The sequence below is a fragment of the Paraburkholderia sp. GAS333 genome (assembly GCF_050435665.1).
In the GTDB taxonomy this organism is placed as follows: Bacteria; Pseudomonadota; Gammaproteobacteria; order Burkholderiales; family Burkholderiaceae; genus Paraburkholderia; species Paraburkholderia fungorum_A.
Map to the genome: position 1 here is coordinate 347,703 of NZ_JBNDKS010000002.1, position 26,679 is coordinate 374,381.

Sequence of the window (26,679 nt, forward strand, 5' to 3'; positions counted from 1 at the left end):
ACGACCACGCCCTCTCAAAAGATCCAGACGAACTAGGGCAGCCACAGAAAGTAAAGGAAGGGGCCTAACTGGGTGTGCGGATCGCGTCCTTCGAACCGTGTGGAACGGGTCAGGCTCGCGTCCAGACGTCATCTTGGAAGACGCAACTCAGTGAACTCTCGATCAGCGCTTAGGCTAGGAGCAACAACAGTCGGCGGACTGACAGACGAAATTGCTACAGACGCTTCAAGCACGGACGCCGTCAAAGCGATTGCGTCTACCATGAGGCGAAATAATCCTCGACGACTTGCGTCAAGGTTCCCTCAATGAACCGGGCGCCCTGCTCGGGCGCGGCCATTTCGAGCGAGGGCTCGCCGGCGAATCAGTTTTTTTGCAGGCGGTGCCAAATCAATGCCTTCTCGCGACTGCCGAATGCGGATTTCCGTCTGAGCGATCAGCATTGCGAGATGTATGGCCTTGTCTGTTTCATCTACAGACAGTCGCTCCCCATTCCCGCGGCGACGTAGCAGGTAATGCTGCGAGATCACTGCTTGACGTGATGGGGGTTCGAAGCAACCTACCAATGCTGCTCAGCTAGCCGCCTTTTTCGCCATACGACTTCGAGTTTGAAAGATAGTGCCGAGAGGTCACCACTTTCCGCGGCTGAATTCAGGGTTATTGCTAGTTCGCGCTCGCGCCCAATAAAAAACCGGCCGAAGTGGCCGGTCTAAATGGAGTTCCGTGGTGGGAGGAGGAGGATCGAACTCCCGACCTTCGCATTGCGAACGCGGTGAGGCATGCGCGGATTGGGCCGGCCTGGGGGTGACGGAGCATCAAGGCATCCAGCTTGAGACAGCTACGACGTCGCCATTCGTCCCGCGCGTTCGCGCGGTCGACTTCGGGCGATGCACCCACACCTTTGGGCCTCAGATCGGGGTGCAAATTGCACGCGCGCAACACGTTTTCTATCGGATTCTTTGTGGCCAGGCGGTCTTCCTGCTGCAACTCGTTCGCTGCGATCAGGTAGTCCGTGATTTCACCGACCGCGAACGCAATTACAGTCCAGTCTTGGGGGCGCATAAGCAGGAATGCAGGTGGGACTTGCAAGGCATCGGCAAGACGGCCGATGGTGGCGAGGTCCGGAGTGGCGTGAGCGCCGTCACCGTTCCGCGGTCTTACCAATGCGCGAAGCGTGCTGCGTGCGATGCCGGTCCATCGCTGCACGCCCGCAGATGACACTCGGCCGGGCAAGCCACTAGCGCGCTGCTTGCCCCCTACGGCCAACATCGCCTTGAGGTTTTCGCGAAAACATTGTGCGAGGGCATCTGCGCTGTTCGTTTGTTCTTTGGATTCCATGGGCGTCTTCCGGCGTCGTGTTGGGAGAACGATACCGGCCGAGCGACGGAATGGAAATAGGAATATGGAGTTGGCACACTCCATATTTAATTAAAAGTGGATTACCCGCGCTCCACATTGGTGTCGCTAAACGGTCGCGGATATTGCACGCCTCCAGCAACGGATCCAGTTGATTTTCGAGTCTTGGTTCGGCGCCACGGGCCGCCGCTGCCACAAATTGAGGCGGGCGTTACCGCAGAGGATCTGTTGACTTGGCTTGTGGGAGGCGATTAAACGGACAGGAGAACATCATGAGCAGCGACGAACTGAGTAATAAGACTACCCAGATCCGCTTTATCCGATTTCTTTAGCCAAAAAATATTTGGGCACGTGCTTGATGCGCCGAATAGCTTGAATTATCCTTTACTAAGGCACCGGCGTGAATAATTTGCGTGCCAGTTCAGCTTGGTTTTTTGTTTTTGTTTATTCTCGGGGGGAGGATGAAGGCGTTATCAGATTCGGTTATGGGGAGTGTGCCGTTCTATGATCTAGTAGGTCTCGGCGGGTATACTGAACAGCAGATAGAAATTGCAAGCATCAAAAGAGACGGTTATTTTTTCCGTGTTGAGCATCCTGATTTTTCGTTATCCTTTGGATATGAAAATGGTGATTTTGTACTAAGGCGGAACGGATACGAAGTTCGGTTCCCCGCGATACAAGGAGAAATCGATGGTGTTTTTCATACGGTTAAGGCAGCTTGGGGTGTAGACTCACTTAAGCTTGGGGCGAATGGTCTTGTCGCAACGACCAAGACACCTTACACGGTTCCTCCAACGTCAATTGTTCGGCAAGCAAAACTCGAAAATTTGATGCCTTCAGAAATTTTCGACTCGTTGGAATCGTTTCGAGGCAGAGTGCATAATTGTTTTGCGACGCTTTGCGACAAAGTTGAGGAGTCTTTGTCCACCGATATCTACTGGAACGTCGTTAAAGATGGGAAAAAAATAATTATTAGGAAACCCAAGGATGAAACCGAAATACAGGGAAACTTGCATGCGTTACTTTATGACCAGTTTCTCGCGCAATCGATTGAAGTCATCCCGGAGGCTCGCAATTCACGCGGAAGGTTGGATTTTTCCTTGCTGGCGAATGTAAAAGGGGTTGGCATTGATCGAATAGCCGTCGAATTCAAGCATGCGCATTCCAATGACCTTGAGCATGGCCTTCTTAGCCAACTCCCTGATTACATGCACTCAATAAGGGCAAAATACGGAATTTACTGTGTTCTTTATTTTAAATGTGATTGGTTCGATCAGCCAAAGGGATTTGATGATCGTTATGATCTGGAATTGAAGTTGGCGGAACTCCGAAGCCCAACTATTCATCCTGTTCAACAAAATATTAAAGTATTTTGTATACCTTTTACGAGAAAAAAAACAGCTAGCCTGATCGAGTGATTTATCTCGTACGGGGCAAGGGAAGCGATCGGCGTACATGCGTTCGTGCTGCCACTCCCTTGGCCGTGTGAGTTGGCAGGACTTGGACGAGCGGTGGCGTTGATTCGGATCTGCGTGAACGGAGTAGAAAGCCCGCCTGGGCGGCGCCGCTCTGGATGTTTTGAACCATACAACTGGGGTCGCACCCGATGGAACACTTATGGTGCGGCTTCGTGCAAGTCTTTGATTTTTTTGTGGACGCCGTCGCATTAACTAAGGCGCCCTACGGCTGACGCAGGGTGGCAGAGTTGGTGCGACTGACCTCCGACCTCCTGCCGAGGCGAGGCTGACAAGCTGTTTCAGCGTCAGCCTTGGGTAGGCTTCGCGATGCATCGACCGGAGGTAGGTGAGTTGCCCCACGGGACGTAAGCGAGTGGACTATTCATAGATGTCCCGCAGTTCACGCGCGTTGCTTTCCTTGAACGGCATCCTTGCATGTTTCTTTGACAACTCACCGTCCGCCGCCTTACAAACTTTGATTGATGGCAATTATCATGTGCCCACCGACATTGACTGTTGCGAAGCAACGAGCTTCGGTGGCGGTTCACACTTGCAGATGCAAAGATCGTCGCTCAAAGCGGCATGCCGGCCATCGGGCGAGGTCATCACTTGACGCGGACCATCGCATTTGATTTTTGCCGTGGTATTGCAAGCCGGACATTGCACGTCATCGCCTTCGTGAGCGACATCCCGGCCTTCGAGCCGGATCGTCGTTGGGATGGCGACTACCGTTCCGTTAGCGGTGCTCTTGTCGCCGTTAAGGATTAAAAAGCGTTTCATAAAAAGATGGCGTGTTCTTTTCTTGGTTAGCTTACCGATGGTCTCGCCCGAGGAAGAAAAATCAAGATATGTCCACTCGGTTAGCGCTACCCCTCATGGCTTGATCGCTATTTGGTCGGCTCTAATCCACCGAAGCAAATGTTTGCCAGAAGCACCGACATAGTCCACGTATGCCCAGCCGGATGGCGACTGCTTCAATACCGTCACTACATCGTCCCGGACCAGATAGGCCCGGCTCGCCTGTGCATCATCCGGTGCCATATATAGCGTTGCTTTTGTCGCAGATATCGTAGCCGCGCGATGTTCGCCTTCCCCGACTGCGGGCGCTGGCGTACTAGCAGCATCACCATATGCATTTGAAAACGCGGCGTCGATCAGACGCGCATCATTGTGCGCGCCTGCCGTATGCAGGGCCGCCGCAATCTTTTGATAGCTCTCGCGATTCGCAGGCGACGGCGGATCGCAACGAAGAAGATTGTCGGCGCCGGAGTCGTCGTCAATGACTAACCGTGCCGGCTGACCTGCATTGACAACGCGCAGCAGTCGGCTTACCGACGGACGGTCGCGCTTCAGCATCACGTTGGAGTCTTCGTCCTTGCCCCACTGAGCGGGCTGGCCCGCCTGCCAGCCTGCTCCGCATATCTCACCGGTTTGATCGGCAGTGATACATCCCGTGCGTATCTCAATGACGGAACAGTATTCCCGACTTAATACGGACTCCGCCTGCCCTGGTCCCGACGAGACCGTCCCCGATTCAACTCGCCCAATAACGACGTATTGTCCAGACGGTGAGATATCGGTCTCGCTTGGCGGTTCAATTTCTGTACCGCCCGCGTTCGATTTGCCGGCTCTAGGCAACAGGCTGAACGTCGCTCCGTTTGGGAAATGAAAGATCGCTTGTCGCCAGGTACGCTCGGGTAATGGTGCTTGAGGGTTCGAAGCGTTGCTATAGAAAATGGCTGCGCCGCCCGGCAAAGCGAACCGAAATGTGGACGATGGCTCCGCAGCAAATACTGTCACGGCAGCACCGCAGGTAAGCAGTAGGGCCGATGCAATCACTGCACCGACGCGAACAGCACGCGCGCCGGAAAAGCCAATTCGAAACCGCGACATACTTACGTCCATAATTTTGAAGTTACGTTTTTTCAAGATGGCATTCCCAAGGCCTGGACCAGATGCTGATATCGCACGGGCGCGACCGACACGCCGTTGACCTGCGCCATAGAGCGCGATGGCCCATAATCCTGCAGGATACTGGTTTCGTACGCAGACCTGTTCGCCCCCCACTCTGCGGGATTGCGGGGCACCAGCGGATTGTGCTGAAAGAAGCGATCCAACGACGTTTTCATACTGACTGGCGTTGCCCGGGGCCAATTGACGTCCTGATCCAGAACGGTCGCGCGACCCAGTGGCGATTGCAAATAGTCCTTGATCTGATAAGCGTATCCACTGGGACTCTTACCAATCGCTTGATTCAGACGATCAACGAAGTCCTTGAGTTGCAGTTCCTGGTATAACGGCGACGACAACGCGTGAGCCATCGAGGCCACCGGTGGACATTGGACCGGCTTGCGAGATGTGTCGATTGAGCAGTCGCGTCGCAATGCGTTGAAAAGCTCATCGCCGATGATGCGAGCGCCGTTCGTAAATGTCGGATGTGCGTACTCCAACGCTGCGTCCTGGCCCGAACCGGTGACAGTTCAACCGCAGTTGGAAAAATACCGCTGATACTCGGCTGGATGCGCGTCTCGAAAACACGCGATCTGGGTCGCCAACTCGCCTTGGCTCGCCTGGCCACGAATGGTCTTCTGCATTGCCCCCGCGCTGATGATGGCAATGTCGATTGCCTGGACCGTATCCACCTTGCCTTCATTCTGCGACATGGCGCGCAGAATCTTCTCTTCGGTTTCGCTCAATGTCCCATTTGCACGCATCGTCGCCAACGCTGGACAATCGCCCAACGAGATCGAACCCGAATGCTGCGGTCCATACCAATACGTGTGGGCGTCCTTTTTGAAACGGGTTCCGGTAACGGGCATGCAGCAGCCGCAAGCACAGGCGTCGGGATCAAAGAAATTCCCTACGATGCCGACCGGGTGTAAGTGATAGACACTTGGTGAGGACACGGGATTCAATGCCGCCGCGCACGCATCCCACATCTGCAAGAGCTTGATTCGCTCTTTCTCTATCTTCCAGTACGGTAGACCATCGTGCATGAAGGGGTCGAGCGCATCCCATTTGCTCATCGGGCCGCCCCATTCGCTCTCGTATTACACGACCAGATGATCGACGCGGTTTGCACGCCATTTCAGGTTCAAAGCGGTAAGCAGATTCTGGCCGCCGACCTTGCCTTGTGCTTGGTCTTTCGGCGTCAGGATCTCATCCAGTTTGGCGATCAGCGCATCGCTTTTTGCCGCGTTGAAGCTGGCTTCGAATGCCGTCTTTTCGTCTGCCGTTGCGTTATCGCCTTTGAGGTAAAGAAAACGCTTGTAGAGATCGGCGGTCGTCAGATTCGAAGACAACAGTTCGAAACCGGCCCACGCCCACTTGTTCTGGAGCGAGACATTCGGCTGCCCGGATCCGCAAACGAAGCCGTTGACCGTATTCATCGTGGCGTCACCTGCGTCGACTTCGTACCAGGTTTGCTTCTTGTCGTCCACTTGCTCAGTCAAACCAGCGAGATTGACGATGCGCGTGTAATCGCTTGTTCCAGACGGCGCTGCTGACAACGACAAAGGAAAGGAATTCCACGCACGCCGCGTGCCTTGGCTCGCCAACTCGCTAGGTGCAATCCAGTAATTTGTTGTGCTGGCGGTCCCGGACGCCCTGGTCTGCACCTTCGTCCACATTCCCGTCTGCGGCGCGTTGGTCGCGAGCGTCACGGTAGTGTTCGCCGGTAGAGTCAAATCACCATCGGTCTTATAGCTGTACAGATTTGCGCCCTTCGACAGCACTAGTTGAGTCTTCGGTTCTCGCGTCAATTGCGCTGCACGTGTCCGGCTGCGCGCAAGGAATGCCTGCAAATTGTCGCCCGCGAACACCTCGACATGCAGCAGTGCGCGCTGCGGACTGGGCGGCAAGGTCGATGCATGTTCGACGTTCTGATATTCGCCCAGATAGCCGATCACCTCGCCGGCGCCAATGCGAATGGGCTTGGGCAGCACATGGATGGTGTCGATCGCTTCGGGATCGATCTCACTATCGAGCCAGGGCAGAAATACCCAGCCATGCGATGCGTCGGCGGGCACCGCGTTTCCCGGCGTCAGCGGGGCGATGTCACCGGAGACGATGCTCGCTATACGTCCCCAGTTTTTCGGTGCATGCGCTGGACGTTGAATCTTGACCTTGCTTCCCGACGGCAAAATGCCGATGTTCTGCCCTGCACGGCCGTGGTTGTCGCGATGGACATGCGAACCCGTGACCGGCTCCCCGGTGCTGACGTTGTCCTGCTGATCGATGGCGCGCTGCCTGTTGACCGTGTAAAGCAGCTGGGCGTTGTAATAGCTGGGCCACGTCTTCTTGTTCTTGTCCTGCTCCGAATGCTTATAGACCGAGCACGGTGCCAGATGCATATATAAGCTGAAGAAGACCAGCGAATCCGCCGGGTCTGTGCTCAGCGTGTTTGCGTCGTTGTTGGCAGGCGCTGTCGTCGGCGGATGCGGTGCGTTGTTCGGCGAATTGGGTGTGCTGGGCGCATTCGGCGTATTTGTCGGCGCCGCAGGCAAGGTCAGCTTGTGCTTGACCAATGTGAAGCTCCGCGAATACAAGGCCGTCGATTTGTCTGGATAGGACAAATGCTGGTAGTCGCTATCAAGCCGGTAAGCCACGACCACACCATCGGCAATGCAACGCACTTCGCCACTACGGTTCATCGCGCTATCAGTCGCCGTCGGCGACGCGCTCATCTGATCGAGGTGAATCCCCCCATGCCATAGACCGATCAAGCCCAGCGGGAACGGGCCGTCGCTTCCCTGTAGCGCGGCCAGATAGGCATCCGGATCAACGGTTCCTGCGGCGTTTTTCAGCGGAAAGGGATAGGCCCATTGCGAGATCGGGGCTAACGAATCGCCATTGTCGGCTGCCATGCTATAAATTCCTGACGTTGCTCACAAAATCATCATGCGCGCGCAGAGCTCGCTGCCAATTTGCTCGAGGCTTACCCGGAAAACGACGTAGAACGCTTCGGCTTTCCGTCCGCCGCTACCCACGATGGGAACGCCGTATCCAGGCGAGTCCACCCCGAAAAATCATGCGATGCTCCCTTCACGTCGACCGTGCCAGGCGCGTGGATCTGAATATTGCCGTCAGCAATACGGATGTAGGCGCCGCCGCTCGTCAGCAAAATCCCCTTCTTGGTCGTGACCGTGACCATGTCGGTCGCCGATATCATCGTCACCCCCTTCTGCGCCGTCAGTTCGATCGCGTCCGACTGTGCCTGCACCTGTACATGTCCCTTTCCGGCAAACAGTTTGATGCCGGCGTTCTGCACGAACAGGCTGATCTTTTCGGTGACGCTTGCGATCAACGATTTGCCGGTCGCTACATGGATGTTCTGTCCACTGACGAGGTTGATCTGCTTGTCTGCCGTAATCTGCGTTGACTGTTGGGTGGACAGCGCAATGCCCGCTGGGCTGGCCGCCAGCAGGATCGGATTCGCAAAGCCGTTGGCGTTGCCGGTACCACCACCAGCAGTGTGACCGCCGCTGTTCGCGCTACCCGACACACTGTGCCGCGTCGCGTCGGTGAACACTTTCAAGGCATCCTGAGCCGGTTGCAGTGTTTCGGCATTGGCCGCTATGCTCGACTGGGAGAGGTTCTTTACCAGTGCCTCCGAGCTGACCAGTTGCTCGCTGGCCGGTGTGACATTCAGTGGCTGGCTAGCGGACGTTGGGTGGGTCGAAACGAACAGCCCTTGACCTGCGCGGATTGCGCCATACGATTCCGACTTCAGGTCAAAGCCGGTCCCGAGGTAAGCGCCACGCGTGTTATCTGTGTGCTGCACCAGATACCCGAGGTGGAGTTGGGAATTCGCCGTGCTGCTGAACAGCTGCACGCGGTTTTGACCGGTAGCGTCGTCCATTACCATCTGGTTGTAACCACTACCGCCATACTCCTTCGAGCGGTACCCCGAAAGCAGCCCATTCGAATGCCACTGCGGTTTCGCCGAGCCGTTATAAAGCCGCGATATCACGACTGGCCGATCACAGTCTCCACCGATGTGATCGATGAGCACCTCTTCCCCCACGCGGGGCATGTGCACACCGCCGTAGCCGCTTCCCGTATCCGACTGCGCTACGCGTACCCAGCACGACGCCTTCTCGTCCCCCCATTGATACGGTCCCAGATGAACTGCACCTTGATGCGGTTTAACTCGTCCGTGTGGACCTCTTCACCTTGCGGGCCCACTACGATCGCCGACTCTAGATGCGTGTCCGGCTTATGGTGTTCGAATGGGCTGCGATACGGCACGCTGGCGCGCTGGCGCGCTGGGCCGCGATCTCCACCAGATAAAAACCTTCTGAGCCGTCCGCGTACGTCACCTTCAGTGTGCTATCGCTTGAGTGGCTTGCACGGACTTCGTCTACGGTGGTCTGCAGGCTATGCGGGAACACTGTTTCCTAGGTGCAGATCGGCAGATTGTTCGCGATCACCCATGCTGCCTCAATGACAGCGAACTCCTTCTGGCTTGACTGATCCCTGTCGTGGTCCGGATGGCCGCTGAGCGTAAAGCGCCTTCCCGCATCGATCCTTCTGACGCCGCCGACGCCCTCAAACCTCTTGGCCCGCGACTCCCATTCTTCCATGCGGATTCCGGAGAGCTGGTCGCCTCGGTCCTGTTTCGGATACGTGTACGCCCCGGTGTACTCGTAGACCTCCGCCTGATCCGGCAATGCTCCCTGGTTGGGCATAGTCGGTACGGTCGTGCCTTTGGGGTTGAACGGCGTTGACGGACTCTTGTAGTCGGATGTGCGGGTGGTAAGGGACGCGCTCTGCAACGTACGTATGCCCGACCACTGCGTGAGCGCGTCGGTTTCGCTACCGGTACCTGCGCGGTAAAAGGAGACGGTTTCCGGAGAAAGCGCATCAAGCGTCGCAAGTCGGTCGGTGATTACCAGCGTGTGCGACTTACCGTCCTGCGCCTGCTGCCAGAATCCGTATAAGCCTTCGGACTCCAGCAGTCGATGCACGAAGTTCCAGTCATCCTCGTCCTGGCGACAGTACGAGCGCGAGGGCAGCGGTTTCGATAACGCGAAGTGGAACTGGCCCTGAGCCTGGGGATGCGTGTTGAAGACATCCGTGATGATGTCGTCCGCGGCCTTGTCCTGCCAGATGCGTTGATCGCGGCGAAACTTCAGAAAGTGCATCCATGACGCAAAGCCAAGCTGATAGCTGGTCAGGCCGCTATTGGAACCCAGTCGCCGCGCAGTGTGCACGTAGCCGTTGTGCGGCAGGTAGGATTTGTCGGTCTGCTGGATCCACAGCGTATCCGCCTCAAGGACGGCAATATCGAAATACACGCGCCGGGTATGGTCGACGTCAAGGGCATCCATCTGCCTGCGGATCTGCCCGCCCATATGGATCTGAAGGTCTGGTCCGGACAGATTGCCGAGCAATACGGTGAGAAGGTTCCGACGCAATATCTCGAAGGCAGCGGCCAGCAACTCATCGTCGATCTCGGCGATCTTGCCGACGAAATAACCGCGGCGGGCGAGATGCTCAAGCGAGGCGAAGTGCCGCCGACCATTTCGAGAAATGGCGTGACCGTCGAGCTCCGGGCGACGAACTGGACCAACATCGAAGACGTCTATGGCTATAGCAAGTTTGACGAAAATGTACGCGGCGCGGCGCAGACCCGTCGCCTTGGGACCGAAGAAATCCAGACCAAGGTGAGCAATAGCAGTACAACCGCGGTGGCGCGTGCCGCCAATTCAGACAACCGGTAACGGACGACGGGACCCCAATGAAGTTGTTCAGCATGCGCGATGAAACGACGCGCCGTCAGGTTTTCTGGCTCCTGAAGAGATTGACCAGCTATAGCCTCTGGGCCAGGAAGCGCGACGACTGGGAAATTTTCACGCGTGCGTATGAGAACGCGGTCAAGACCTGGCCTGCCAGCCAGCATGAGCAGATGCCCGCGGATAACCTGCCGCGCATCTACGGCATCCTCAGCACCTACAACAAAGGTTTGGACGAACTGCGGCGAGGCTATCGATTTATCTGGCGGCGCGGGGAAGCGTTCGATCAGGCGCTAACCGACTATCAGGTGGTCGCTACCTACCTGTATCCCGACGGTGATTATTGGGAGCGAGGGGTCCAGGAGGCAGCCTATCCGCCGAAAGTTGAAACGTTGAATGTGTTGATGCGCGCAAGCGAATATGTTGGTGAATGCGCTGCCTGTGAGGTGCCGGCAGGCGACCACGCGACCGCTCATTTCACGGCGGCCGGCGCGCTGCTCAATCCTGAGGCTTATGTTTTTCGCTTCTACCGGCTGAGCTTTCCCGTTTTCCCTGAGGTATTGCCGCCCGTCCCGCAGCCGACCGGTGTCGTGATTCGTACGGGCGACGCCGTGCCCGTCGACGGCATATGGGAACCGGTCACGATCACTCGCGGGAAAGTACTTGGCCTGATTCCGGTGGGCACCGCCAGCAGCGAGAATGCGGGCTGCTTCAATTACCTTGTCGAGGGCACGCGTGCGCCGCGCATGACGGGTCCGTTCAACGAGAGTCGCGGCTACGCCGAAGACATCGATGTGAGCTGGCGTTTGCTTTGGAAAGATGATCGCTATGCGGACGGCTTGATACCCGATGAGTCCGAGTACTTGCTGAGCGCCGCTGACGACGAGCCGCACGTCGAACCGGATCCGGTCATTGCGGCGGTGAGAACCGGCGAGGTATGTCCGGCCACGGGCCATTGGCAAGCAACGGATTATCCCGAGCATCAGATGCATGCCGTGAAAGGTGCGGTGATGCCGGACCTGGTGATCAAGGACTGGTCGGGAGCCGGCAAGGTGCACTACGTGGAATGGACCCTTCTTCGTCAGGACAAAGAGGGCCACGGGCGTTGAAAACGGAGGGTGTCGTCAGCATCGATTCGTTTTCGACGGCGATGAGTTTCAAATGGCGAACGCCGCGGGTCGATCTGCGCTTAGAGGCTATTACGACCGGCGTTGCATACGCGAGCCTGAAGATGAAAGGCGGGTGACACAACGTTTTGCGAAACAGGATTGAATACGCGATAACCTTTACGTTTTAAAAGGCACAATGAAACGATTCTAATTTTGAATGGCGACAAAACGACAGCTAATGGCATCGTGCAGGCAGTCGCCACGCCTATTCAATTGAGCAATAAAGACGTCGCCCACGAAGGTGATCCCGTCGCATGTCCCGCTTGCAATACAACAGGGAAAATCCAGTGTGTCGGAGCACGCCAGACGGGAGGCACGCGGCATTAAGCGACGATTTATGTATTTGTGGCTGTCATCCGCCGCCCTCACAGCAGATGATGTCCACCGAAGCATAACTGCGCGCACTTATTCCATTCGGACATTGGCAGATTGTGTTGCTTCGCCGAATAAGCGAGTCTAACGACCCGTGGTCGCATTCAAAGAGCGAGCTATTTTTACTCTTAATCTAAATGGCATAGAAATTAGAAGCAATTAATTCCGATTTAACAATTGGTTCTGAATAGAAGATTGCTGTAAACGTCTGATCTTTTGTACTATCGCGCGATGGCGCGGGGGGCGCAATCTGGCGAAACAAGAGGCGGCATGAATGCTCAGGACATAATCGTGGCGATAAATAATGGCTTGTTGCAAAGCGATCGCTTAGTGAAACTCGATACGCCACTGGGTGCCAATGTCCTTCTGCCACAAAGGCTGGTGGGTCATTCCCGGCTAGGCCGTGACTATGAATTCACGCTGGACACCGTTTCCACGAATGAGAACATCGAACTTAAAACGCTGATCGCCCAACCGGTAACGCTGTGGATGCAGCAAATCGACCAGTCCTACGCGCCTCACCACGGTTATGTCCATACCGCGCGCCGGTTGGGCTCGGACAGCGCGATAACCTGTTATCAGATCAGCTTCTTTTCCTGGATGCATTTTCTGCGCTTCAGAAAAGATGCGCGTATCTGGCAGGATAAGCCGGCAGACGAAATTCTCACTGATGTATTCAATATGCATCCGCAGGCGCGGGGTGCGTTCCGCTTTGTTTTGCGCAGTCCGTTGCCACAACGTTCTTTTTGCGTCCAATATGAAGACGACTGGAATTTCTGTCATCGATTGATGGAAGCGGAAGGGTTGTTCGGTTATTTCGAGCAGGCCACCGACGGCAAGTCGCATACGCTGGTGATTACCGACGACATGGGCAGCCTGCAACCGCTGTCGCCGCAGACGGTGGATTTTTACCGCTCGGGCACGAACAGCGAGACGGACGCCTTTGTCCAGTGGAGTGGCACCCGCACGCTGCAGAGCACGACGCTCACCACGCGGACGTTCGACTATAAGTCGCCGTCTTCGGGGGCGAACCCGAAGGGCACGACGGTGCCCACGCTGGGTACCCAAGGCAACCTGCCGCAGCAGGCGGAGGTGTACGAATACACGGGCGCCTACACGTACGATCAGCAGCACCGCGGCGATCATTTGTCCAAGATCCGGATGGAAGAGTGGGAGTCGCGCGCGAAGCGCTTCCACGGTGTGGGCGCGGTACGAAGGATCGACACGGGACGCTGGTTTGAACTTGTCGACCACCCGGATCACAGCACCGATAGCGAGCAGGAGCGTCAGTTTGCCGTTATCAGCGTCGAGTGGGTGATCGAGAACAATCTGCCAGTTTCAGGCGGCACGACGGACTTCCCGCATAGCCTGAACGGGACGCTGGCGGCGGCCCGCGCCGCGCACGGCACGGATGCGGCGCTGGTGATCAGGTCCAGCGATGGCAGTGAAGGCTTCTTCATGGCCGCCGTCGAAGCGCAGCGTAAAACAGTGCCGTTCCGCAGCCCGTTTGAGCATGGCAAGCCGAAGATGTATATGCAGACGGCTATCGTGGTCGGCCCGGCGAATGAAGAAGTCTTTACGGACGATTTGAACCGCATCAAGGTCCACATGCATTGGGACCGTCTCAATGACGGAGATGAGAGCGCGTCGTGCTGGATGCGTGTGGCCCAGTCAGATACGGGGGGTGGCTACGGCGCAGTGCATGTGCCTCGTATTGGCGAAGAAGTGATCGTATCTTTCCTCGATGGCGACTGTGACAAACCGATTGTCACCGGACGTGCCTATAACGGCGCTAAGACGCCGGACTGGCATTCGAACGGGATTCTGTCGGGCTACAGGTCGAAGGAGTATCAGGGCAGCGGCTATAACCAGATGGTGATGGACGACGCGACCGGCCAGAACCGGGTGCAGATGTACAGCAGCAGCGCGAACTCGCAACTGCATCTGGGTTATCTGATCGCGCAGACGGGTAACTCGCGCGGCGCGTATCTTGGCAGTGGTTTCGATCTCACGTCGGATGCATTCGGGGCGATCCGGGCTGCACAAGGCATGTATGTGTCGACGCATCCGACAACGGGCGCAGCGAGCCAGCCGCTTGAGGTCCGTGAGGCCAGTAGCCAGTTGGTGAGTTCGGAAAATGTGATCGAAGCGCTTTCGCAGGCAAGCGAGAGGCACCAGACGGAAAGCTTGAAGGACGCTCACGATTCGCTGAAGTCGTTCGCCGACGCTACGCAACACAGTATCTCCGGCGCCGCGAGTAGCGGCGGCAACACGGCAGGTGGCGGTACCGGCAGCGCGAACGCATTCAAAGAACCGATCATGCTTTTCGCGACCCCTGCGGGTATTGCGATGTCAACGCAAAAGTCCACGCACGTCGCGGCGGATCAGCACATCAATCTGGTGAGTGGGGAGAGCACGCACATCGCGACCGGCAAATCGCTCATTGCGAGCGTGTCGGAGAAGATCAGTCTGTTCGTCCAGAACGCAGGCATGAAACTGTTCGCCGCGAAGGGCAAGGTAGAAATCCAGGCCCACTCCGAAAGCGTCGAATTCACTGCTCAGAAGACCTTGAGAGTGCTGTCTGCAACTGAAAAGGTCGAAGCTGCAGCCGACCAGGAAATTCTCCTCACGTCGGGCGGCGCGTATATCCGCCTCAAGAACGGCAACATCGAGATTCATGCGCCCGGCACAGTCGATATCAAGGGTAGTCCGCATACATTCAACGGTCCCGCTCAGACTAACTACCCACTGCCTTTACTTCCAACGTCCCAATACGACGCCGCGATGCAGTATCTGTATCACGACAATGAGCCGGTTCAGGGCGCCAGCTACATCGCAACGCTATCGGACAACAGTACGCGAGAGGGCGTATTGGACGCGCAAGGAAAAATGCATCTGGAAGGTGTGCCGGCTGGTCCCGTCCAGGTCAAGCTCGGGCCGGACGTGCGTTCCTATGCGCGCAAGAACGTGACCCAAAATCCGGACTTCAAGGGCGAGTCGTTATCTGACGGCGACATTGAGTCGCTGATCCAGAAACACGGGGGAGCGTGATCGTGGGTTGGAGCGTTGAAGATTTCAAAAAGACCTCGATGGAAGTCGGGCAATGGTGTTGGGGAACGATGCAAGGGGCGTTCAACGAGAAGCAGACCATTTCTCAGATCATCACCGATGCCGTGATTGGCATGATTCCGATTCTCGGCGATGTGACAGCCGTGCGTGATCTGCTCGCGGTCAGTATCGGCATGAGCACAGATGCGAGGAAACGGCAGCAAGTCATGGAGTGGGTGCTCCTCGTCGTGCTCGTGTTTGCACTGATCCCAATAGTCGGCGGCGTGATCAAAGGCGTAGGTCGACTGTCGCTGCGCGTTGCGGGTGACGCGGCGAAGGACGAAAAGTTGTTGAGCGAAGTTGTGGAGTTCCTCAACCGGATGGGCCATGGCGATGCACCCAAATGGCTGCGTTCATTGGATGTGAAAAAGTACCAGGCCGAGATTCTCGCCAAATTCAAGAGCTTTTGCACGACCGTGCATCGCACCATCGAGAAGACCCTCGATGCGAGCGTCGGCAAAATGTTGCCGACCCAATGGCACATGCAGTTGCAGACCGTCTCGGATGGATTCGAGACATTGCCGGACATCGCTGACAAAATGGTGCCGAAAGCACTGGCCGAACTGGATAACAAGATCAGGGTGTTGCAGAACGCCGCGTATGAAGGCGAATCGAGGTCGATCGCGACAGGTGGAAAGCCGAAGGTGGAGCGTGAGTCGGAGGCGGTGCTGGAGGAGAAGGCTCGTCCTCGCAAATTTCCGCAGGGGCCGTATCCAGCAAGGTCGGCACGCGTGGATGGACCATTGGAAGCGCGGTTGCAAGCGGAGTTTGGGCCAAATATCAAGAAAGGCTGGCCAGATCTTTTCTATAACAAGGGCAAAATGCCAGTGTTTGGTGAAGAAGAGGTTTATCGGAGCATCGCCTCCTTTCACGGCGCGATTACCGCGGTGGATGCACGGCAACTGGCTGGGAAAAAGCTTTATCGGGCATTTGGCAAGAAGAGTGAAGTGACGACGGCAGGCAAATCGGACGCCGGCGGCTTCTTCGGAGGTTCCTATTGGGGCGTAGGCGATGCCCCCAGAAGCGCCGAAGAATGGCGCACGCAGTCTGCCGTTCTGGACGACTGGAATGCCAACGGTTTTCTCGTGGTCGCCCATCTGCCGGACAATCTCGCTGACCTGTGGCCTGAGGCCAAGGCCTGGATAGGCAAGATTTCAGAGCAGTACAGCGAAAAAGAACCCTTGCAATATCTCGAGGGCGGTGGCGAGCAGTTACTTGCCAGCTTTGGCAAAGCGATCACCGACAGAATTACGGCCGTTGGCGAGACGGTGAAGGACGCGAGTCATAGTGGTACTCATACCGAAATCATCAATGGAGTACGCTTCGACTTCTTCAAGACAAACTGGGAAGACGTCGAACGGGTATATGGCTACGGAAAATCTGCGGAGGATACAGGCGCTGCGTCCACTCGCAAGCTTGCTCAAGACGAAGTCCGTGATAAATGACGATCTAAGACCACTGTAGGTAGCGTTAGCGACAAATGCGAGAGGGATCGAAATAATGAATCAGTACGACATGCAAGACGACGTCACGCGACGCAAGATTTTCTGGCTGCTCCAGCGTCTGACCAGCTTATCCCTCTGGAAAGCAAAACACAGCGCCTTCAAGGTATTTGCCACGGCATACGAAACGGCAGTCAAGACGTGGCCATCGACTGATCCGGAAGCGCTCGATGCGGACCACCTGACGACGATCTATGAGATCCTGAGCCACTACGACAAAGGGCTCGACGAACTTGCACACGGTCGTCGCTTTGTATGGCGCAAGGGCGAGGCACTTGAACAGGTAGTTAATCGATTCAACTATCTGGTCGATTATTTTCATAGGGATCCGAAGTACTGGGAACGCGGCAGTCAAATCCAGTCGTATCCGCCGAAAGTAGATTCGCTCGCCAGGTTGATGCACGCATCTCAGGTCCAAAAGGAGTTCGCGCCGCTGGAGGTGTGGGGTACGGATTACAACTTCGCGTATCTTCAGGTGCCAAATGGACTGCTGGACCGTCACGCATACAACCACACGTTCTACGAACTCGCTTACCCGATTTTCCCCGAAGTTTTACCCAACGTTCCGAATCCGTCTGGCCCGGTGATTCGGTCCGGCCAGCCAGTTCCGTGCGATGGCATTTGGGAGCCTGTCACCATCGAGCAAAGCCGCGTCCTGGGTGTCATTCCGCTCGGAGCAAAACTGTTCGGGAACAACGGATGTTTCAATTACTTCGTAGCCGATACGGTAGCACCCAATTTCGAAGGATACGACAGCGCCACATTCAGTTCGACTATCGTACCCACGCACTGGCGTCTGCTGTGGGAGGACACGCGCTACGCGAACGGAGTCATTCCGGACGAATCGCAGTATTTCCTCGACGCAAGCAATCCAGCAGAACCGGTGAATCCCGTCCCCGTTGAGCCAGTCCGCACCAGCGATATCTGCCCGGTATCCGGAGAGTGGGGCACAGACGAATACGGAGGCAAAACTGTGCACGTCGAACAGGGCGCGTCGATGCCAGATCTGTTGGTGAAGGACAATCTGGGTGAGCGGAAGGTGCATTGGGTTACGTGGCATCTGATTAAGCGCACGTAATCCGGCTATCCATGCGCGTTGCGATAACTACACTTCGGAGCGACGGTCGGGCTTTGGTGTGCTGAGTGCGCGTCGGTCGGGTGAGTGCGGGCTTCGCCGCGTTGCAGGACAACCGGTAACGGACGACAGGACCCCAATGAAGTTGTTCAGCATGCGCGATAAAACGACGCGCCGTCAGGTTTTCTGGCTCCTGAAGAGATTGACCAGCTATAGCCTCTGGGCCAGGAAGCGCGACGACTGGCAAATTTTCTCGCGTGCGTATGAGAACGCGGTCAAGACCTGGCCATCGAGTCAGCCCGAACAGATGCTGGCAGATACCCTCAACTAATTTCGATTGGGTTTGCCGTACTTAAAATTCAGATTGAAGCGGCAATCAAAGCGAACCACCGCATAAGCGCAAAAACCCCCCACATCCCAAACATTGCTACGATAACTACCGCATCTCACTAAGCATACCAACGAACAGGCTGAAACTGAACCACACGACAACCTCAACCGAAGGCAATCCCCCATGAAACGCTACCTGATTCTCAACGGCGACAAAACAACCGCCAACGGCACGGTCGAAGCTGCCTCCACCACAATCCAGTTAAGCGACAAAGACGTCGCCCATGAGGGCGATCCGGTCGCCTGCCCCACCTGCAATACGACTGGCAAAATCCAGTGCGACGGCCCACGCCAGGTCATGACCGCACCCGACGGTCGTCACGCCGCACTCAGTGACGATCTGTGCATTTGCGGTTGCCATCCGCCTCCCAAACTCGTGGCCTCACAGCAGTCAATTTCAATTGATGCATAACGCATTTAAATTAGCCACCGAATAACTAAAAATTATACTTCTACGCATCAATTGCTATTTTTACCGAATTTACATTTTTCCAAACAAATAAAGAAACAAATTCCGATTTAACAATTTTTTTGAATACCTAATTGCCATACCGCAGTAATTTTTTGTACTATCGCGCGATAGCGCGGGGGCGCGAATTGCATAAAAAGAGGCGGTATGGGCGCGCAGGACTTAATCGCGGCGATAAACGGCGGCTTGTTACAGAGCGATCGCCTGCTTAAACTGGACACCACACTGGGTGCCAATACGCTAGTGCCACAAAGGCTGGTCGGCCATTCCCGGCTAGGTCGCAATTATGAGTTCACGCTAGACGCTGTTTCAAACACCGATAATATCGAACTCAAAACCCTGATCGCCCAGCCCGTTACGCTGTGGATGCAGCAGAGCGATCAGTCCTACGCCCCGCATCACGGTTATGTGCATACCGCCCGTCGTCTGGGTTCGGATAGCGCGCTTACCAGCTATCAGATCGGCTTTGTCTCGTGGATGCATTTTCTGCGCTTTCGCAAAGATGCACGTATCTGGCAGGATAAAACGGTCGATGAAATCCTCACCGATGTATTCAATATGCATCCGCAGGCGCAGGGCGCATTTCGTTTCACATTACGTAATACCTTGCCGCCGCGCTCATTCTGCGTTCAATACGAGGATGACTGGAATTTCTGTCATCGATTAATGGAATCGGAAGGCCTGTTCGGCTATTTCGAACAGGCCGCCGACGGTAAATCGCATACGCTGGTCATTACCGACGATATCGGTAGCCTGCAGCCACTTTCTCCACAATCGGTCGATTTCTATCGCTCGGGCACCAGCAGCGAAGCGGATGCCTTCGTGCAATGGAGCGGCACGCGCACGCTGCAAAGCACCACGCTGACCACGCGCACATTCGATTACAAGTCGCCGTCCACGGGTGCGAATCCAAAGGGCACGACGATACCCACGCTGACCACGCAAGGAGACCTGCCGCAGCAGGCTGAGGTGTACGAGTACACCGGCGCGTACACGTACGATAAGCAGGACCGCGGCGATCAGCTGGCGAAAGTGCGGATGGAAGAGTGGGAGTCGCGCGCGAAGCGTTTCCACGGTGTAGGCGCGGTCCGTCGTCTTGATGCCGGCCGGTGGTTCGAACTGGAAGATCATCCCGAGCACAGCACCGGCAGTCAGCAGGACCGGCAGTTTGCGGTGATCGCAGTCGACTGGGTGATCGAGAACAACCTGCCGGCGTCCAGCGGCACGACCGATTTCCCGCACAGCCTGAATCAGACGATCGCCGCCGCCCGCGCGCAACATGCGAACGATCCGACGCTGGTCGTCAGGGGCGCTGACGGCAGCGAAGGCTTCTTCATGGCGAGCGTCGAGGCGCAGCGCAAGAGCATCCCGTTCCGCAGTCCGCTCGACCATCACAAGCCGGAAATGCACATGCAGACGGCCGTCGTGGTCGGCCCGGCGAACGAGGAAGTGTTCACGGACGCGCTGAACCGCATCAAGGTCCAGATGCACTGGGACCGTCTGAATCCGGGTGACGAAAACGCGTCGTGCTGGGTGCGGGTCTCGCAATCGAATGCGGGTGGCGGGCACGGCGGCGTGCACGTACCGCGCATCGGCGAAGAAGTGATCATCTCGTTTCTGGACGGCGACTGCGACCGGCCGATCGTCACCGGCCGCGTCTATAACGGTGCGACGACGCCCGACTGGCATTCGAACGGCATCCTGTCGGGTTACAAATCGAAGGAGTACCAAGGTAGCGGTTACAACCAGATGGTGATGGACGATGCCACCGGTCAGAACCGCGTGCAGATGTACAGCAGCAGTGCGAACTCGCAGCTTCATCTCGGGTATCTGGTCGCGCAGACGGGCAACACGCGCGGCGCGTATCTGGGCAGTGGTTTCGATCTGAAGTCCGATGCGTACGGCGCGGTGCGCGCGGCGCAAGGCATGTACGTGTCGACGCATCCGACGATGGGTGCCACGAGCCAGCCGCTCGATGCGCGCGCGGCAAGCAGTCAGCTGGTCAATTCCGAAAGTGTGATCGAGTCGCTCTCGCAAGCGAGCGAAACGCATCAGGCAGAGAGTCTGAAAGACGGGCACGACTCGCTGAAATCGTTCACGGATGCGACGCAGAACAGCGTGGCGGGGGCGGCCACCAGCGGGGGAAATACGGCGGGTGGGGGCACGGGCAGCGCCAATGGCTTCAAGGAACCGATCATGTTGTTCGCCACGCCGTCTGGCATAGCAATGTCCACGCAAAAGTCGGTGCACATCGCAGCGGCCGAACACGTCAATCTGGTGAGCGGGCAGAGCACGCATATTGCAACGGGCAAATCGCTAATCGCGAGCGTGTCGGAGAAGATCAGTCTGTTCGTGCAGAACGCGGGCATGAAACTGTTCGCCGCGAAAGGCAAGGTGGAGATTCAGGCTCAGTCGGATAACGTAGAGATCACTGCGCAGAAAGGCGTGAAGCTGATTTCCGCAACGGAGAAGGTCGAGGTCGTCGCGAAGCAGGACATTCTGCTCACGAGCGGCGGCGCTTATATCCGCCTGAAAGACGGCAACATCGAAATTCACGCACCTGGAAAAATCGATATCAAGGGCGCATCGCATTCATTTGCCGGCCCAACGAGCCTGTCGAGCCCGACTCCAACAATGCCGAACGGCGACGGCCCATACAACGAGCAGTTCAAGATCCACGACAAGACGTCGGGTGATCCCGCGCCTTACGTGCGCTACCGCATCGAGACCGCGGAGGGCAAGGTGTTCGAGGGCATGACCGATGATCAAGGTCTCACCTCACGCATCATGACGAGCACGCCTAGCGCATTAAAAGTCTTTCTGGATACCTGATCCCGGCCAACGAGTACGTGCGCCTTCTTTTGTGAGGCGCTGAATCCTTTGCGCATTCAAGCTGACCGATACCATGAACGCTCCGAGTACAAACAACGCGCCTGACGGCAACGGCACCACCAACACGACACCCGACAGCATCGTGAAGGTGCCGCACGATCCCGCGCCAATGCTTTATTTCCGGCCCGAGACGGGGGAGTTCATCCTCGTTCCCGCGGAAGATGTCGGTGCGTTACAGAGCGAGTGCAATCTACTGCACGATCGGGTCGACAAATATCATAAGGCGAACGAGAAGCTCGACACCGTGTTGAAGGCGTATGCGGAGGACGTCCGGAATCACATGTCCGATCCGCGTGCCGGTGAAGCGTACAAGAGCTCCGTCGATAGTGCGTTGAAGGAGCGCGAGGCCGCGCACAAGGCATTGAAAAAGGAGCTGGAGCCACTCAGCAAACTCGACAGCAAAGACCTGACGATGGTCGAGCTGATTCCCATCCATATGGATGCGAATGGCAACAAGTCGGTGAAGTTCGCCAAGTACAAGCTTCACTATGTGCGCTCCAACAAGATCAAAGCCGGCTGGCATAAATTCGGTCCCGCCGCATTCGAAGACATGAAGGGCCGCAAGTCGGAGAAGGAAACCGGTGCGAAAAGTTTCATCAAGACCAATGCGCAGGGCAAGCGCAAGATCGACATCGACAAGCTGAAAGAAGGCGTACTGATCAATCGCGATAGCGCGATCAAATCGCAGTTGTATGAAAAGACCAAGGTGTCGTCGGAGGTTGTCGAAACACACGTGACGGGTACGCTCTTCGCGTGGGCCGAACAGTGGAACAAGGATCTCAGTTACAGCGCGGGCGCGGAAGAACCTGCGGAGCGCGGCGAAGCCGGGGAGAGCAGTGAGGGCGGTGAGGGTGCGAAGAAAGAAAAGGAAAAACCCAAGCAGACGGTATTCAGCAACAACGTCAGCATCGAGGCGAAAGCGCAGTTGATGCGTTATCTGGCCGGCGCAGGTCTCGACACCGAATGGGAACCGAAGAAAGGACGGGTGGCGCTCAAGGCATCCGCGCAAGCGGAATTCGCCATCGCGGAAGGCAAGGTGTCGGGTGCGTTCTATTACCCCGACATCGCTGGCTGGATGTGGAGTCTCGACGGAGACGACGGCAAGAACTATCCGCTCGGCGCAGTGCGATTCAAGGGTGAACTCGGCCTCTCCGGCATGGTGGGCGCGAGCGTGGTCGCGCAGTTAGGGGTCGTCGTCGACTATCGCGATGAGAAACGCGAGGAGTTGGGCCTGTATGGCGCAGCGGTCGACAATCCAGCGACCAAACAACGTGAAATCAAGGTAGGTGGCAAACCGGTCGATCCCAGCGCTAACGTCGATCTCGACGTGTTCGCCGGCGCGCGTGCAGACCTGTCTCTGGAAGGCGCGCTCGAGTGGATGGAGCCGGCAAAGACAGGACCGAGCGGCAAATACAAGGCGTTCGCTAAGGTGGGGGATACGGTCACCGCGATGGCCGGTGCGGGTCTCACGTGCATGCTCGACGTGAGCTACGCAGCGGGACGTTTCCGGATCAAGGCTAAGGCTGGGCTATGCCTGGGGGTAGGCGCGAAGGGCGACATCGAGGTGTCGGTCGATGCGCTGTATATCGCCGAGTTTTTCAAATGGTTCTTCTATCAGCTCTACCACGCGAATTTTCAGCGGTTGAAGTTCGTGGACGAACCGGCGTTCGACGCTTTTACGCAAATCCAGGTGATGGTGATCCAGGGTTATCAGAAACTGGCGGATACGGTTGGCCAGGCAGCACTGGACATCAACCAGGCATTCATCGAACTGGTTGCTGAATACGAGAAGGAAGCTGCACGGGTCAAACTGATGAACAGCGTATTGTCCAATCCGTGGATGCTTCAATACGCAACACCCGAAGCAAAGGGAATAATGATTTATCAGCTGACTCGTCACTGGTATGTGTCCGATGGTACCGATATGGCCAACCACACCTATGGACGTTGGTATGGACGTCGCAAGGACGCGGTCAAGCAGATCCTCAAATGGTCACATACCCGGCACGATCTCGATAACGTCGTCCAGCATATCGATCCGCAAGGGGATTCAGGCGATATCACCGAACGCCGAGCCGCTTTGCGCAGGTTTCTGGCGATGTCGCTCGGCTCGACACCCGCTAGCGACGCGAAAGAAATCGACGACTACTACAACAGCTTGACCGCCATGTTAAAAACCGACCCGACACCGGGCTATGCGGTTGCTCAGGTCGATTCACACGACTACGCATTCCAGACCGCCGCGGGTCCCCACCCGTTCTACCAGAACATGCCTGACGTGCGGGTCGCATAACGTGTCTCTGCCTAAAGCGGACCAGCCTTTTGCACGGCGCAGCGAAAGGTCAGATTGACAGAAGTAGGCCCGATCGTTTGGCCGTTCCGCAGCTTGATGACGTACCCTCCCGGTGGCGCGCTATCCCGGTAAACCGTCATCGCAGTTCCCTGCTGATTGCTTTCGGCACCGCGAATCACCTTCATCGTGCCCGTTGCCGGGCCCGTCGGATTCTTTTCCGGCGAGTGCTCGTAGTAGTCGGGCGCGAACCAGTCGTTGACCCAATCCCTCCCATCGAGGCCGACATCATATAAACCGAGAGGATTCGGCGGATATTGACCGACGAGGTAGAGGTACAAGGAAACAACGGAAGGCGCGGTGAATTTGTGCTTGATCGTATCGACGGAAGGCAGGTTGCGATCCGATTCGTATTTGCCGTTGTCGGTTCCGAAGATCACCGGTTTGCCGCCTGAGCGCGCCGCATATTCCCACTGAGCCTCGGTGGGCAGATCGACAGGTTCGCCACTGTTCTTGCCGACCCACTCGCAGTAGTCCTTTGCCATTTGCCACGGGACGCCCGCCGGGTTGCCCGCCACCTTTTGCAACTTATCGAGCTTGTATTCCGGCCAGGATGGTTTGCCGGTTGCGGTGGTATAGACGTCGAGATCGGCATACGTGACCTTGTGCCTGCCGATCGAGAAACTGTCGAGCGTCACCTGATGCGCCGGCTTGTTTTCATGCTGCGACGTGTACGGCAATTTTTCCGGCGTCACTTGCGGACCGAAGTCCCCCATCGTGAACGTGCCGCCTTTGACGAACACCATGTCACCGAGCGATTTCTTAACCAGCGCCCCGACTTCGGGAGACTGCCCGGTCTGACTGCAAGCCGGTAAAGAAAACACGAGTACCGCGAGTGGAATAGCTGACAGTTTGACGTACTTCGGCAATGACGAATGCATGCGATCAATCTCCGGGCGGATAGCTGACGGATTATAAGTTCGATCCGTATTTTTGGACGTTTTTCAATTGCAACAACTCGTAGTTTCGAAAGGTTTCGTGCATATCTGGTAAAAATTGGACCGAGATACCGCGATCTGCCTTTTCAATCTGAAAAGCGTGGCACCCGCTGTTTTTTTGCATTCGCTATTGGCGAGTTGCTCAATTGCGTTTGAGACAGAACAAAGGAATAGATTAAAACGGCAATCACGCCTGGGGATGTTGTGACGCGCAGCGGCACGTGTCGATAATGAACAGCGATGGTAACGTCATCCAGGGATATCGATCCGCAAGTGGATTCGGGCGATACAACCGAGCGACGCGAAAGTAGTCGACGACCACTACGACAGCTTGACCGCCATGCTAAAGCCCACCTGACATCGGGCTGTACGGTTGCTCACGTCGATTCACACGACTACGCATTCCAAACGGCCGCGGGTCCTCCCCCTTTCTAACAGAACATGCCTGACGTGCGGGTCGCATAGCGCGCGACTGACTAAAGTGGAGCAGCTTTCTGCACCGCGCAGCGAAAGGTCAGATTGACAGAAGTAGGCCCAATCGTTCGGCCGTTCCGCAGCTTGATGACGTACCCTCCCGGTGGCGCGCTGTACCGGTATACCGTCATCGCAGTTTCCTGGTTGTCCCCTTCCGCGCCGCGAATCACCTTCCTCGTGCCCGTTGCCGGGCCGGTCGGATTCTTTTCCGGCGAGTGCTCGTAGTAGTCGGGCGCGAACCAGTCGTTGACCCAATCCCTCCCATCGAGGCCGACATCGTATAAACCGAGCGGATTCGGCGGATATTGGCCAACTAGGTACATGTACGAGGAAACAGTAGAAGGCGCTGTGTACTTTTGCTCGATCGTGTCGATGGAAGGCAGGTTGCGATCCGATTCGTAATTGCCGTTGTCGGTGCCGAAGATCACCGGTTTGCCGCCGGAGCGCGCAGCGTATTCCCATTGCGCCTCGGTAGGCAGATCAACGGGTTCGCCGCTTTGCTTGCCGAGCCACTCGCAGTAGTCCTTAGCCATTTGCCAGGGAACACCCGCCGGGTTGCCCGCCACCTTATCCGACTGATCGAGTTTGTCTTGAGGCCAGGATGGTTTGCCGGTTGCGGCGGTATAGACGTCGAGATCGGCATAGGTAACCTTGTGCCTGCCGATCGAGAAACTGTCGAGCGTCACCTGATGCGCCGGCTTGTTTTCATGCTGCGACGTGTACGGCAATTTTTCCGGCGTCACTTGCGGACCGAAGTCCCCCATCGTGAACGTGCCGCCTTTGACGAACACCATGTCACCGAGCGATTTACTGACCAGTGCTTTGACGTCGGCCGATTGAATGTTTTGATCGCCGTGGGTGCACGCAGGCAGGCAAATAGCAGATCCGACGAGCATGGCGATCCCGATAACGGGGTGTTTCGTGACAAACAAAGGCATGCAATCAATCTCCATGTCGAAGGCTGCGTAATTATAGGTTTGATATGCCGCTTTCGAACGGAGTCTGATTTGATAATCGGTAAATCTGGAACGAATATATGCTAATTGCGTAATTAGCCGACAACCAGCCGTCAAGCGACGACGAACACAATTACATTCGGATTTATTTGACATCAAAAAAATCGCGTACTTAATACCGATTAAATTAATTTAGCCTTTGAAATCGGTCAACGACATTTAATGCAAAGTGGATTTAAGACGGACAACCGATCGCCCGCCCGGCATGCAATCGATGTATGCCGCCGAACGGGGGATCCGGAGCCGAACGGCTTTGCCGATACGACACAATACGCAGATCCTCCACCTCAAAAACTTATCCACACCCCCCTCTGGATAACTTTTGTACAAGCCCCCTGGCAGCTTGTGGGCGAAACTTTGATAACAACGCCGGTTAAC

At 56.4% G+C, this 26,679-nt stretch carries 18 protein-coding genes and 2 pseudogenes; 11 read left to right on the plus strand and 9 right to left on the minus strand.

What is annotated here, in order from left to right:
- Positions 1-660 precede the first annotated feature (660 nt).
- On the minus strand, positions 661-1,335 hold the full coding sequence (locus tag ABH945_RS10715; RefSeq protein WP_429250548.1) for a hypothetical protein: 675 nt from the start codon (positions 1,333-1,335) through the stop codon (positions 661-663).
- Between the two features lie 431 nt (positions 1,336-1,766).
- Here ABH945_RS10715 and ABH945_RS10720 point away from each other — a divergent pair, with 431 nt between their 5' ends.
- Positions 1,767-2,771, plus strand: a complete 1,005-nt coding sequence (locus ABH945_RS10720; protein ID WP_429250549.1) for a hypothetical protein — start codon at positions 1,767-1,769, stop codon at positions 2,769-2,771.
- Between the two features lie 531 nt (positions 2,772-3,302).
- Here ABH945_RS10720 and ABH945_RS10725 read toward each other — a convergent pair.
- From ABH945_RS10725 to ABH945_RS10750, 6 genes and pseudogenes are all read right to left on the minus strand, one after another.
- The gene (locus tag ABH945_RS10725) at positions 3,303-3,590 is read right to left on the minus strand and encodes a PAAR domain-containing protein (RefSeq protein WP_429250550.1); all 288 of its coding nucleotides are present in this window, start codon (positions 3,588-3,590) and stop codon (positions 3,303-3,305) included.
- Positions 3,591-3,683: 93 nt separating this feature from the next.
- On the minus strand, positions 3,684-4,739 hold the full coding sequence (locus tag ABH945_RS10730) for a hypothetical protein (protein WP_429250551.1): 1,056 nt from the start codon (positions 4,737-4,739) through the stop codon (positions 3,684-3,686).
- Positions 4,736-5,260 (minus strand): hypothetical protein, encoded by a 525-nt coding sequence (locus tag ABH945_RS10735; RefSeq protein ID WP_429250552.1) that lies wholly within the window; start codon positions 5,258-5,260, stop codon positions 4,736-4,738. Before ABH945_RS10735 ends, ABH945_RS10730 begins: the two co-directional genes overlap by 4 nt.
- A gap of 30 nt (positions 5,261-5,290) precedes the next feature.
- A complete protein-coding gene (locus ABH945_RS10740) occupies positions 5,291-5,836 on the minus strand; it encodes a hypothetical protein (protein ID WP_429250553.1) in 546 nt (181 codons plus the stop codon).
- 24 nt (positions 5,837-5,860) lie between these two features.
- Positions 5,861-7,675: a hypothetical protein gene (locus ABH945_RS10745; RefSeq protein WP_429250554.1), complete on the minus strand. Its 1,815-nt coding sequence runs from the start codon at positions 7,673-7,675 to the stop codon at positions 5,861-5,863.
- Between the two features lie 71 nt (positions 7,676-7,746).
- Positions 7,747-10,231, minus strand: a pseudogene (locus tag ABH945_RS10750) (type VI secretion system Vgr family protein).
- Between ABH945_RS10750 and ABH945_RS10755 the strand changes: the two are divergent.
- The 10 genes and pseudogenes from ABH945_RS10755 to ABH945_RS10800 all read left to right on the plus strand — a co-directional run bounded on the left by ABH945_RS10755 (position 10,118) and on the right by ABH945_RS10800 (position 23,816).
- Complete coding sequence (locus ABH945_RS10755; RefSeq protein ID WP_429251105.1) at positions 10,118-10,534, plus strand: hypothetical protein; 417 nt, start codon at positions 10,118-10,120, stop codon at positions 10,532-10,534. The pseudogene ABH945_RS10750 and the gene ABH945_RS10755 sit on opposite strands and share 114 nt — an antisense overlap.
- Before the next feature lie 17 nt (positions 10,535-10,551).
- Positions 10,552-11,655, plus strand: coding sequence for an Imm72 family immunity protein (locus ABH945_RS10760; RefSeq protein WP_429250555.1), 1,104 nt, complete (start codon positions 10,552-10,554; stop codon positions 11,653-11,655).
- A 204-nt stretch (positions 11,656-11,859) separates the two neighbouring features.
- Positions 11,860-12,110 (plus strand): annotated as a pseudogene (locus tag ABH945_RS10765) (PAAR domain-containing protein).
- A 247-nt stretch (positions 12,111-12,357) separates the two neighbouring features.
- Positions 12,358-15,138, plus strand: a complete 2,781-nt coding sequence (locus ABH945_RS10770) for a type VI secretion system Vgr family protein (protein ID WP_429251079.1) — start codon at positions 12,358-12,360, stop codon at positions 15,136-15,138.
- Between the two features lie 2 nt (positions 15,139-15,140).
- Positions 15,141-16,640 (plus strand): hypothetical protein, encoded by a 1,500-nt coding sequence (locus ABH945_RS10775; RefSeq protein WP_429250556.1) that lies wholly within the window; start codon positions 15,141-15,143, stop codon positions 16,638-16,640.
- Positions 16,641-16,695: 55 nt separating this feature from the next.
- On the plus strand, positions 16,696-17,775 hold the full coding sequence (locus ABH945_RS10780; RefSeq protein WP_429250557.1) for an Imm72 family immunity protein: 1,080 nt from the start codon (positions 16,696-16,698) through the stop codon (positions 17,773-17,775).
- 136 nt (positions 17,776-17,911) lie between these two features.
- On the plus strand, positions 17,912-18,103 hold the full coding sequence (locus tag ABH945_RS10785; RefSeq protein WP_429250558.1) for an Imm71 family immunity protein: 192 nt from the start codon (positions 17,912-17,914) through the stop codon (positions 18,101-18,103).
- Positions 18,104-18,286: 183 nt separating this feature from the next.
- On the plus strand, positions 18,287-18,574 hold the full coding sequence (locus ABH945_RS10790) for a PAAR domain-containing protein (RefSeq protein ID WP_429250559.1): 288 nt from the start codon (positions 18,287-18,289) through the stop codon (positions 18,572-18,574).
- A 204-nt stretch (positions 18,575-18,778) separates the two neighbouring features.
- Positions 18,779-21,463, plus strand: a complete 2,685-nt coding sequence (locus ABH945_RS10795) for a type VI secretion system Vgr family protein (protein ID WP_429250560.1) — start codon at positions 18,779-18,781, stop codon at positions 21,461-21,463.
- Positions 21,464-21,536: 73 nt separating this feature from the next.
- Entirely contained in the window at positions 21,537-23,816 is a 2,280-nt protein-coding gene (locus tag ABH945_RS10800) for a hypothetical protein (protein ID WP_429250561.1), read from the plus strand.
- A gap of 11 nt (positions 23,817-23,827) precedes the next feature.
- Here the strand turns inward: ABH945_RS10800 and ABH945_RS10805 are convergent, their stop codons facing one another.
- Positions 23,828-24,754, minus strand: coding sequence for a formylglycine-generating enzyme family protein (locus tag ABH945_RS10805; protein ID WP_429250562.1), 927 nt, complete (start codon positions 24,752-24,754; stop codon positions 23,828-23,830).
- 533 nt (positions 24,755-25,287) lie between these two features.
- The gene (locus ABH945_RS10810) at positions 25,288-26,223 is read right to left on the minus strand and encodes a formylglycine-generating enzyme family protein (RefSeq protein ID WP_429250563.1); all 936 of its coding nucleotides are present in this window, start codon (positions 26,221-26,223) and stop codon (positions 25,288-25,290) included.
- Positions 26,224-26,679: the final 456 nt, after the last annotated feature.